This is a genomic window from Ferruginibacter sp. (assembly GCF_014377975.1).
GTDB lineage: Bacteria > Bacteroidota > Bacteroidia > Chitinophagales > Chitinophagaceae > Ferruginibacter.
Genome location: NZ_JACMOO010000242.1, coordinates 1 through 12,289, shown reverse-complemented (window position 1 = coordinate 12,289; position 12,289 = coordinate 1). Strand labels below are relative to the sequence as shown.

At 37.7% G+C, this 12,289-nt stretch carries 8 protein-coding genes; 3 read left to right on the top strand and 5 right to left on the bottom strand.

Features of this window, described 5'->3' with window-relative positions; all coding sequences use genetic code 11:
- Positions 1 to 456: 456 nt before the first annotated feature.
- Complete coding sequence (locus tag H7254_RS12770) at positions 457 to 2,880, bottom strand: mechanosensitive ion channel family protein (protein WP_301933334.1); 2,424 nt, start codon at positions 2,878 to 2,880, stop codon at positions 457 to 459.
- A 450-nt stretch (positions 2,881 to 3,330) separates the two neighbouring features.
- Between H7254_RS12770 and H7254_RS12765 the strand changes: the two genes are divergently transcribed.
- Complete coding sequence (locus H7254_RS12765; RefSeq protein ID WP_301933333.1) at positions 3,331 to 6,447, top strand: glycoside hydrolase family 2 TIM barrel-domain containing protein; 3,117 nt, start codon at positions 3,331 to 3,333, stop codon at positions 6,445 to 6,447.
- A gap of 156 nt (positions 6,448 to 6,603) precedes the next feature.
- Here H7254_RS12765 and H7254_RS12760 read toward each other — a convergent pair whose 3' ends face one another.
- From H7254_RS12760 to H7254_RS12750, 3 genes are all read right to left on the bottom strand, one after another.
- The gene (locus H7254_RS12760) at positions 6,604 to 7,383 is read right to left on the bottom strand and encodes a universal stress protein (protein WP_301933332.1); all 780 of its coding nucleotides are present in this window, start codon (positions 7,381 to 7,383) and stop codon (positions 6,604 to 6,606) included.
- Between the two features lie 734 nt (positions 7,384 to 8,117).
- Positions 8,118 to 9,167, bottom strand: a complete 1,050-nt coding sequence (locus H7254_RS12755; protein WP_301933331.1) for a glycoside hydrolase family 16 protein — start codon at positions 9,165 to 9,167, stop codon at positions 8,118 to 8,120.
- Positions 9,168 to 9,659: 492 nt separating this feature from the next.
- Positions 9,660 to 10,496 (bottom strand): DUF2911 domain-containing protein, encoded by an 837-nt coding sequence (locus H7254_RS12750; RefSeq protein ID WP_301933330.1) that lies wholly within the window; start codon positions 10,494 to 10,496, stop codon positions 9,660 to 9,662.
- Positions 10,497 to 10,766: 270 nt separating this feature from the next.
- Between H7254_RS12750 and H7254_RS12745 the strand changes: the two genes are divergently transcribed.
- Positions 10,767 to 10,919 carry a hypothetical protein gene (locus H7254_RS12745; RefSeq protein WP_301933329.1) on the top strand — a complete coding sequence of 51 codons (153 nt, stop codon included), beginning with the start codon at positions 10,767 to 10,769 and terminating at the stop codon, positions 10,917 to 10,919.
- 432 nt (positions 10,920 to 11,351) lie between these two features.
- The gene (locus H7254_RS12740; RefSeq protein ID WP_301933328.1) at positions 11,352 to 11,909 is read left to right on the top strand and encodes a biliverdin-producing heme oxygenase; all 558 of its coding nucleotides are present in this window, start codon (positions 11,352 to 11,354) and stop codon (positions 11,907 to 11,909) included.
- Positions 11,910 to 11,911: 2 nt separating this feature from the next.
- Here the strand turns inward: H7254_RS12740 and H7254_RS12735 are convergent.
- Positions 11,912 to 12,289: ATP-binding protein (locus tag H7254_RS12735; RefSeq protein WP_301933327.1), on the bottom strand; the 378-nt coding region annotated here is incomplete at its 5' end.

Genomic DNA, 12,289 nt, shown 5'->3' with positions numbered 1-12,289 from the left:
CGGGACTTCTACATCATTCATCGAAAGAATGGGTTCTTTAAACGAAAAATAAAAAAGAGTTGAATTATTTGTTGCATTTTTACATCAGAAAGGAAGAGAAGATTCATATTAAAATGAAAATTCAAATCTTTTAAAAATTAGATGGTATTAATTGTATCACAAAAATGATGAAAGATAATAGCTAAAGATGCGCAGAAAAAGACAGATTTAAAACAACCAACCACGAAAATTAAATTCAGGATTTATATTTTAATTTGTTCCATTTTTTGGGACATTTTTTTTGCCTGAAATTATCGGTCAGTAATGCCAGGTTGGTAATATAAGTAACTGTTAATCCACAGTCCCAATTTCTTAAAAAAAGCCAGTGGTAGAATACCATGGTAATATATTAAGTGATTTAAAAAAAAATCGCTGGTTTATTCCAGCAAAAAAATATAACAGTTTACAAAAGCCATCTTATTCAAAATTATTTTTTTCTGTTTCAGGTTGCTTTGTTGCAGTGTCTGTAAGCAGGCCATTATACAAGGGAGGGTGAATACCTGCAGCAGTTAATTTTTCATAAATTTCAATCATTGCATTGCTCCGTATAGATCCTGCTTCGCTAAGGTCGTTTACCCAAAATAATATCCTTAAATCAATTGCCCTGTCTCCAAATTGCTTTACTAATACAGCCGGCCCGGGAGTGGGCATTATTTTCTCATTACCCGATAATGTATCCCGGATAATTTTTCTTACATTATTTATATCTGTATCATAAGGCATTCCTATCATAAATTCAACCTGCTTATTTCGGTCCTGCATGGTCCAGTTTATAAGATGTTGGGAAAGCAGATCGCCATTAGGTACAATAATATCGGCACCTTCGTTATTATTAATTTTACTTGAACGTACACCAATCTCTTTAACAACGCCCATTTTACCGCCCACTTCTATCAGGTCGCCCACTTGTATCGGTCTTTCAAATGCCAGTATTACACCAGAAACAAGGTTGTTAACAATATTTTGTAAGCCAAACCCAATACCTACTCCCAATGCCCCAATCATAATAGAGAGTTTATCAATTGGAATACCGGCGGCAGCCACCGCAATAAAAAATCCGAGTATCCAGATGGCAAGCCGAATTAATAACATCATGGAACCAAGGCGGTTGCGTTTGCTGGTATTGTTTGATTTTTCGTTGCCAAAGAAAAAATTTATACCCCCGGATAGTACAGAAGAAAGCCAGATGATAAAAATAAAAATGGCTACACTTTGAATTGTAAATACCATATTGCCAATGGTTCTTGTGGCATCGAAAAAAGAACTGATTGCCTGCATCAAAGTTTCGTACAAAGTGAGGTTGCGGGCCAAGGATACTACCCACACGAAGGATGCCAATATCCACAATACCCTCACGAAACGGGCCTGCAGTGTGTTGAAATTGATAAAGTCGGAAAAGCGGCTATTGTGGTAAGCCTCAGATTGAAGATAGATTGTTTCCAGTACCATGGCACAAAACACTTTGAGGCTAATACCCAGCATCAGGCACTGAATAGCACTTACCCCTAATATTTTTGCCAAAGTAACCCGGCCTGTCAGATTGAAAAAAATGGAGAGCGCAGCTTGGGTTAGCGTAAATACGAACATTGCTTTTGAAGCAGGAGATTCCGGAATATTTATAAGGTTTGGTTTTTTATTGAGTATTATTTTTATAGAAACTGTCGCCAGTAAAATGCCAGCAAAAAATAAACCCCAACGTTCACCAAATGCTGATTCCAGCAAAAGATCATCCATTGCATAATATAACCACAGAACACAAAGTACTGCCCATATTATTTTAGATTGTTTGGTTAGATAGGGATAGATAAGGAAAATAAGCAGTAGTAAGCGAAACAACTCTACACCATGCAGTAACGACATGGGAGGGTTGGCAAAAAAGAATGGCAAATAGGTAAACAAAGCCATCAGGCACCCTGCTAAAACACTTCGGCATAAAAAATGGGTAGGTTCCAAAATAGCAGTTGCATTGGGTTGTTTTTTTATCAGTCCCATATTCAAAAACGACCATGAAAAAATAAAAATAAAAACTGACAGCCCAATGGTTAATACGTTCCATTTTTCATTCAGATAAATAGTAATTATTTTTGCTGATCTTAGCAGGGCGTTGGTAGCGATTTCACCAAACTGATGCTTGTATTCATGTTGCTTTGCAATAAATAAGGGAGCTTCTTCCCGGTTCCAGATACCCAGCTTTAGCGAGATGGTTAAATAGCGCATATCCGAAATAATATCGGTGGCCTCCAATAGATTAACCGATACTTTGTTTCGTAAAAAGTTCACCCTGTAAAGTGTTTTTTGCTGAAGGGAGTCAAGCGAAAATCCTTCTGTCCGTATATCATCTAATTGCTCCTGTAAAACAGAATCTGCAACCTGTAACTTTAAGGCAGGGTCTTGAAGTATTTTTATTACTTCCTTATTGCTCTGGGTAAGTTCGTTGCTAAAATTTGTAAGGATGCGCTGATAGGAAGACAGATCATCTAAAATTTCTTTTAAAATAATTTCCCCGCTATTCAAACTGCGAAGGTTTAGGTGGCTTCCATTTTTTACAAGTCTTAACTTAAAGTCCTTTACCTTTTTTTCAATTTCGGGCATGTTCAATGAAATAGAGGTAATATTAAATTTACGTCGTATCAAAAAATCTGTATGATCTATTGCGGCGGTATACATTGCCACTTTAATAACCAGGTTGGGAAGCAGGCTGTCGTTAACAATTTGTTTGGCTGAATCAGGTAATTCTTTTTGTAAGGATTGCGAAAACACCGCTTGAATTGTGAACAGTATTCCAACTGCAACTGCAATCAGCGGGCGAATATTTTTTTTATCGTAATCAATTATTAACATGGTTTGTTTCTTTTAATCTGTTTTGGAAAAGAAATACAATGGATATCGGCATCTGAACTTCATGATGTAAGAGCGTTTCATTAAACAGACTTCCAATGTGCTTGTGAAATGCCTCTTCCGTTAGTGTAAACTGGCTTTTTTATATAAGCTTTCCAAGGCTGGTATTGTTACAAAATTAAAGAAGCACAACCATTATTACCCAACTGTTTTAACCGGTTATCCTTTCAAAAAGCAAATTAATTCTGACTGGGAGAATAAAGTAACAGTTGATTATTGAGTACTTAAAATGAACTATTATACCAATCTGTATTGTTTTATTCCCTTCGGCATCGGGGAAAACAATATTACTTACCGGTTATAGATTTTTATACACCCCTTATTTTTTTATAACCTCGTTCCTTTTATAATTGTTATTTTTACTTTTATACGATTAACCCAAACAACCAACATATGAAGTCGATTTTACTGCTTGCCTTTTTAGTTTTTAATGTATGCTATGCCCAGCAACTAAACGACTGGGAAAACCCTGCTCTGGTATCTCAAGGCAAAGAAAATCCTCATGCCACTGCCATGATTTTTACCAATGCAGCGGATGTGAAAAATGACGATTATCGCCGTTCTCCTTTTTATGAATCACTCAATGGCACCTGGAAATTTGTTTACACAGACAAGTATGCCAACCGGCCAATTAATTTTTTTGAAACTGCGTTGGATGATTCCAAATGGAACGACCTGCCTGTTCCATCCAATTGGGAATTGAAGGGATTTGGCATTCCGATTTATACCAACATTATTTACCCGTTTCCAAAAAATCCTCCCTTTATCGGCGACAATAATCCGGTAGGTACTTACAGAAAACAATTTACTGTTCCCGATACCTGGACGGGTAAGGATATCCTGCTGCATTTTGGTTCTATCACCGGTTGTGCGTTTGTTTATGTAAACGGGCATAAGGTGGGTATTACTAAAAATTCCAAATCGCCTGCAGAATTTAATATCAGTCCTTACCTTGCAAAAGGCAATAATGTTTTGGCCGTTCAGGTGTTTCGCTGGCACGATGGCAGCTACATGGAAGACCAGGATTTCTGGCGCATCAGCGGTATTGAACGGGATGTATTTTTATATGCAATGCCAAAGTTAAGCGTATGGGATTTTTTTATAAAAGGCGATCTGGATGCAAACTATACCAATGGGCTTTTTAGTGCAGCGGTTGAGCTTCGGCAGTTTACAGACAATACCATTAAAGCAGGTTCTGTATTGGTTGAAGTGCTGGATAAAAATGGCAAACCGGTTTTTAGTAAACAACAAAAATTTAGGATGGGCAGCGATTCTATACAAACAATTGCTTTTAATGGCACTGTAAAAAATTCATTAAAATGGAGTGGCGAATTTCCTAACCTGTATGATTGCATCATTACCTGGAAAGATGCTGCCGGCAATGTGTTAGGCGTAACAGGTTCTAAGATAGGATTTAGAAAAGTAGAGATAAAAAATGCACAGCTTTTTATAAATGGGGTGGCTACCTATGTGCATGGTGTTAACCGCCACGAGCATGATGAGGTTGAAGGGCATGTTATCAGTAAAGCAGGGATGATTAAAGATATTCAGCTGATGAAAGAATACAATATCAATGCAGTGAGAACAAGTCATTATCCCAACGATCCGGAGTGGTATAAACTATGCGATGAATATGGTATGTATCTGGTAGATGAAGCAAATATAGAAACACATGGAATGGGTGCAGGCGGACAGGGCTGGTACGATACCGCCAGACATATTGCTTATAATCCTTTGTGGGCACCGTCTTTCCTTAACCGCATTCATTGCCTGGTAGAGCGGGATAAAAATCATCCCTCTGTAATTTTATGGTCGCTTGGAAATGAAAATGGCAACGGCCCGGTTTTTCACGATGCGTACAAATGGATAAAGCAACGCGATAACAGCCGTTATGTACAGTTTGAATCAGCGGCTGAGGAAGAAAATACAGACATCGTTTGCCCAATGTATCCGGGTATGAATTATATGAAAGCCTATGCTGCATCGGATAAAAAACGTCCCTTTATCATGTGCGAATATTCGCATGCCATGGGCAACAGCAATGGTAATTTTCAGGAATACTGGGATGTGATAATGACGGATAAAAAAATGCAGGGTGGTTTTATCTGGGATTGGGTTGACCAGGGTTTAAAAAGAACCACACCCGATGGAAGAACCTGGTGGGCTTACGGTGGCGACCTTGGCGGCTATGCTTTACAGAACGATGAAAACTTTTGTACCAATGGTTTGGTTGCAAGCGACAGAAGCATACACCCTGGTTTAAACGAAGTAAAAAAAGTATACCAGAATATTTTATTTAAAGCAAAAGATGCATCGAAAGGATTGATTACTGTAATGAATCTATTTGATTTTACCAACCTGGATCAGTACAGTTTTAAATGGCAGTTAATGCGCAATGGAGAACTGGTAAAAGAAGATACTTTTTTAGTAACGCTGGCACCACATCAGCAAAAAGATATTGTGTTAACCCTGCCGCAGTTTAAATCGCCGGACGGCAATGAATTTTATCTTAACCTGTATGCCTTTATAAAAACAGCCACCCCGCTATTGGCTGCCGGGCATGAAATTGCAAGAGAGCAATTTAAAACAGCAGGCAATTATTTTGCGGCAACTCCTAATAAAGAAAGTCAGTTGCAGGTTACAAAAAACGGCAGCAGCATCCAGTTTTCGGCTGGTAAAATTTCGGGAGTGTTTAATTTAAACATGGGTAGAATCAGTCGCTATGCAATCAGCAACAATGCTTCGCTGATCAACCAGTTTCCTGAGCCATATTTTTGGCGGGCACCCACTGACAACGATTTTGGCAATAACATGCCGGAAGGAATGGGCATCTGGCGCAATGCACATAGCAATATGCAAAAGAAAAATATTACGGTGGGCGAACAAACAGCAGCTGGCTTATCTATAAAAGTAGATTATGATTTAACGGGTATCAATGTTCCCTACACAGTAGAATATATAATACAAAATGATGGCTCCATAAAGGTTACAGCTTCTATCGATATGACGGGTAGAAACCTGCCCGAGTTACCCCGCTTTGGTATGCGGATGCAATTGCCTGCCGGGGTAAATAACCTTGCCTACTATGGACGTGGGCCATGGGAAAATGCTACAGACAGAAATACAGCGTCTTTTGTTGGGTTGTATAAAGATGATGTTGCAAACCAGGCTACTACCAATTACATTCGCCCGCAGGAGAGTGGTTATAAAACAGATATCCGCTGGCTTACACTTACCAATAAAGAAGGGAAGGGTTTGCAGATTGAAGGCGTGCAGCCAATTTGTTTTAGCGCCACCAATAATAAATCAGAAGATCTTGACCCCGGCCTAACCAAAAAACAACAGCACTGGATAGATATAAAACCAAGAAGCGAAGTGTACCTGAACATTGATTTAAAACAGCGGGGCGTTGGTGGTGATAACAGTTGGGGAGCTTTGCCACATCAGCAATACAGAATGCTGGATAAGAAGTATGCTTACAGTTATGTTATGCGGTTGATTGACAAATAACAAACCAGGCTAAATTATTTTGTAACCGGAGTTTCTGCAGCATGCGCTTTACAAGTAAACGCAACAGAAACTCCGGTACTTTTTTTTTATCAATTGCGTAACATAATATATTTCAAACAAGAAAAGAAAGCCGAAAGAACCAAGCCAATTGCCAGCTTACTCATGCACTGCAAGCACCGGCACCTTGCTTTGATAAATTAGTTTTTTTGTATGCTGGGTTTTAAACAGCCGTTCAAAAAAATTATGGTAACGGGGAGCAATAATGATGAGGTCAATATTTTTATCCCTGGTAAATACTTCTACTGATTCGTGAAAATCAAAGAGGCGCATAAAATAAAATTCAGGATTAAACTCAGCTAATAAACCTTCCATTTTATCCCTTTCCTCCTTAAAATCTTTGGTAACAGAAATGTAATGATTGCTGTTGATATTTAAAATATGCAGAGAAGGTTTAAAGAATTGTAACACCTTTTTTATGCAAAGCAGGGTAGGCGTATCTTCCACCGATTTTAACTCGGAAGTGATGAGTGCATTTGAAATACCATTGTAGGTTGCATCTTCAGGAACAATCAGTACAGGGCAAATTTCTTTTTCACTCAACTTAAGCGTATTGCTTCCCGAAAACCGCTGTTCCCTGGGTGTTTTACCCGTAAGGCCCATTACAATCATAAAAGCTCCCCTTACATGTGCAAAAGCAGCAAGGCTGTCAATAAAATTATGTCCCGATTCCAGTTCAATCTCAATATTACTTACCACCCGGCCTAATTCCTCCTTTTGACTATTTAAATAGTTTCTGGCCATGGTAGTGTCTTCGCCATCTGTATAAAAATGATAAAGAATTAATCTTGCAGGTTTCTCTTTATACATCTGTGCTGCAAAATGTGCTGCGTTGAAAGAGGTTTGAGAAAAATCTAATGGTACTATTACATTAAGCATTACAAAATTTTTTACAAAGTAAATAAAAAACCAACTATTATAACTTTTATTTAATCAGGATTAGTTAAAATCCTCTCTTATTTTATGATTATTATGCACCAAATTCAATAAATAATACCATTCGGTAATGGCAGGAAATTGAACGACAGTTACTGCTGATTATTTTTAAAAGATAACTTTATAATAAAACAGTAAAAAGCCACCGCAGTTTTTCAATATTATTTTTTATTTTATAATGAAATTTTATTGTTGGATTTATTGTTTTTAGGTGTATAAAATAATAAAAAAGATGTGACTAAATATTATGTAGTATTATTAACAAATTATTTGTGCAATCGTTTGCACCGTTTTTATTGACAGCTTTTGTTTAACTTTAAAATTGAAAAATAATACTGTAGGACAGGTTTCAGTAACAAAGATTTTGTAAAAAGAAATTAAATAATAGTCCACAAAAATATTGTAAATGCAGCTGTGGTTATAAGTAAATTTATATAGAAAAATAAGGCATAAAAATTAGTTTTTTTTCATTAGTAGTTAGTTTTGGTAAAACAGGTACCATCGGATTCAATATCGGGTGGTATCTTTTTAATACGAAGGTTTTAAAAGGATAATAAATCTTTGAAAACCTGGTCTCTGCCCATTCAAATCCCCGCTTTTAAAACAATATACATTAATGATCAACTGTAAAAAAAAGGGCAGATTTACTGCTCTTTTTTGCGTCCGTTTTGTCAATTTTATTTATATACCCGTATATAGTCCACTTCCATGGTTGCATTAGTAAATGCCGGATCAACAGCACCTCCAAAACCGCCGCCCATGGCAACATTTAAGATAAAAAAGAAATCGTGGTTAAACGGAATGGCGCCGCTGTTAATTGTAGTATGAAACAACAAACCATCCACATAAATTTTAATGTATGACGCCGTCCATTCCAAAGCATAAATATGAAATGCAGTAGTAGCATCTGCAATTACCGTTGTATGTCCATCCGCATTCCCGCCAGATCTTCCCGGATAATGCAGTGTACCATAAATGGTATTTAAAGTACGGCCTAAATGTTCCATAATATCAATTTCTCCACACGCAGGCCAGCCAGCCGTACTAATATCACTGCCCAGCATCCAGAGGGCAGGCCAGGTGCCAACACCGGCAGGAAGTTTGGCCCTTATTTCTACCTTGCCAAAAGTAAAGGCAAATTTATCTTTGGAAAGCAATCTTGCAGAAGTATAGCCACTGCCACTGTAATTTTCCTTCAAGGCATTTATTTTTAAAACACCCCCCTGAACAACAGCATTTTCCGGTCTGTTGGTATAGTATTCCAATTCTGCATTACCCCATCCATTGCCTCCGGTGCCCAGATCATATCCCCATTTTGCAGGGTCGGGCGCACCATCGGTGTTAAACTCGTCTGACCAAAAAAGTGTGGGTATCGCCGCTTTTACCGTTACAGTAACTTCGATAGATTTTTTTATAGTAAGCAATGAACTGCTGGAAGCTGTTACGGAAACGGTGTAAGTATTGCTACCACTTGTTGTGTACTGATAACCTATATTGCCCGAAGCTGCTGTTTTAATATCGCCGTTACCAAATTCGTATGTATAAGAGACTGCATTGTCGGCACTGGCGGTAAAATTAACCTTGCCGCTGCTGTCAGTGCTTACCGTAGCATTTATAATAAGATTGGAAGGCGGTGTTTTGGGTGAATTATCTGCGCCGGCTTTTTTACAACTGGCTAATGCAACAAAAACAAGTACTAAAGTCAACAGTTTTTTTAAATTTTTCATGTGCTGTAATTTAGCTTTTAATTTTGGATACCAGGCATTATCCTCAATACCTGTGTTGTATCAATTATTGTTAGTTTCGGATATTAACAAAATTTCGTGCCCAGATAATAGCCAAATCAAAATGGGCTGTGGAAAGGCTTAAGGACTGTTTGCATATAAAGTTACGAATGGCCATATGCGTGGAAAACCTAACGCTGGAGAGGAGCCAATCTGCTGAAACCAGCTGCTACTCGGCAAAAGTCTTATCAATATTGACAACAGCAACAAATTCTACCGCAGGGTAATCCATAACACTTACTATGCTGCATTCTAAATAATGGTTACTTTGGTAAGAAAAGCTATGCATGATTTTACAACACTTGCGTTAGACGAGTCTACATGCGCCTTCATTATAATTTTAACAGCCCCTTCTATCTGTAAGTACGGTTGTATCAGAGAACAGCAAGGGCATTAATCCTTGCTGTCCTTTTCAATTTATAATACAGTCGCAGATTATTTTAATTCCTTCTGCAGCTTCATATTCAGTGCTACGTAGTCATCATTTTTTGCAGCTTTTGCCAATTCAATTGATTTGTTTGACACGGCTAATGCTTCCTGCTTTTTTCCAAGTTTTGCCAGTACCCGTGCTTTCTGGTAAAACATATAAAATGCATCCGGGTTTTGAGCAGTTGATTTTTCAAGCCAAGATAATGCCTGGTTAAGGTCTTTGCCATTGTCTACGTAGTACATGGCCGCCGCGTAATAAGGGCGGTTATCCTTTTCCATCAGGTCTTTTATTTGTGCAGATACTTTGCTGTCAACATCGGTGGTAATGGGCACTGCAACAACAATATCATCCCAGATAACCTGTAAATTGCAACTGTTGCTGGTTACATCCCCAAATAAAATGGTAAATGTTTCTACCGGAAAACCGAGATTAACTGGTGTAACTTTTATACGCACTATATCCTGATCCTGCTTGTAAGCGGCAGGGCTGGTAACATCTATTTGTTTGGTGATAATTACGGTCCACTCGGTGGCATTTGGAATGGTTAATAAACCATATTTACCGGCAGGTATTTTTGTGCCACCTATTGTTACGTCATCTCCAAATGTAAGCGTGGTGGCGCTATTGGCACCTGTACGCCAAACTTTATCGTAAGGCACCAGATCACCAAATATTTTACGCCCTTTCATACCTGGCCTTGAATAGGACAATTCAATTTTAGACAGGCCAAAGTTTTGTTTTACTTCCTGTGTTGATGAAGGCTGCGGTGTATTCAATTGCTGGGCAAAAGAACCAAAGGAAAATGCACTGAGCATCATTATAAAGCTTAATTTTTTTATCATGGTAATTTTTTTGAATTGTAAATATAAGCGATTGAATTTTTTAAATTGAAAGGTAAAATAATATTTAAAACCCCGACCTGGATTTAGCGGTACACAAACCATTTGCCGGTGTTGGATGATGATGAGTATTGCCCATCTATATTTTATATTAATTTAATGTACCTGGCGTTGCTCACTGCTGTTTAAAATATTGACTGAAATTATATAATTTACAGTTAGGCGGCAGCAAGATGGAAGACGTTACAGGTAATAAAGTTATCTGCACTATTGGTGACTGTAATTTTTTGTGAACAACAGGGATGGACACCTGTTTATTTTTCTGCACAAGGCTCTATTGACAGGTACTGTTGTACTAAACAACAACATGAACCAACAAAGTATGCTGAAACAATTGCAGAAACTAAAGCTATCTGGAATGGCTAAACGTTGTGAAGCAATCCTCAATCATCCATTGTCCAGCATACCAAATCTGAAGCCCTGGTTGCCGCACTTACTGAGATAAAAGCTGGTTGTCAGATGAATAAATAAACGCAATTCAAGTTTGTGTACATCAACGAAGCAGTACTAAAAAGTGCAATATGCAAAAGGCTAACAGCCAATTTAAATAAAATATAATTTAAATGTGATTTATTGAGACAACAGAAAGACAACTAAATTACCTAAGCAACAACCGACACAAATGACTGTTGAATTTTCACCGGAATGCCGGGTTACAAAATAAAAAAATGTTTTACCGAAGCGAACGGTTTGTGGATGCATGAACCGGGTAGGGAATTTATAACTAAAAAATTTGCTTCCAAATAGTTGATGTAATTTTACTGCTCAAATATTTCCAATAACATGTTATCTGCCGGATTGAGAATTCACACAAAAATCAATCATCAAAAACTAGAAAAAAAAATTATCGCTGCCATAAAAGGCATTGATAACATTCAGGGATACACCGATTTTTTAACATTATTTGCTGCTTATTTTGGAGCAGTTGAAAAGCTGGTGGATGAATCAATCAATCTCTCTTGTATACCCGATTATCTGCAACGCCGCAAAGTAGCGGCACTAACAGCAGATATGAATTTTTTAAATACCCAATTAATTCCACCGGCAACACCTATTATTTTACCCGACATAGAAAATAATTTGCAGTGTTTGGGTGCTATGTATGTGATGGAAGGATCTACCCTTGGTGGCGCCACCATTGCCAGGTTGATAGCTTCTAAAACTAATTTGTTAACTGAAGACGGGTTAGCTTTTTTTAATGGGTATGGAGCAGATACAATGCCTATGTGGCAAACTTTTAAAAATCAGCTGGATAGTATTTTACTTAGTCCGGAAGATGAGTATGTAGTGATTCATTCAGCAAATGAAACGTTTGCCAGGTTTAGCGACTGGATTGATTTGTGTAATTCCAATTGATTTTATTTGCGGTTAAATGTGAGGAAAAATGTACTTCCTTTCCCCAATTCACTTTCAGCCCAAATGCGGGCATTGTGTTTTTGCATAATTTTTTTAACGATTGCTAATCCTATACCCGTACCCTCAATATCTTTTACATTTTCCATGCGGCTGAACAATAGGAAAATATTATCAAGGTCATTTTCAGCAATGCCGATACCGTTGTCTTTTATAGTATACAAAACCTGTGTGCCTGATATTTTACCTTCAATTTGAACTAACGGAGAATTGGAGTTTTGAGAATATTTTACCGCATTGCCTATCAAATTATGAAAAACCTGCCACAGCATTACAGGGTCTCCCTGCAAGGCTGGAGTTTCTCCTATCTTTATCTTTACGTT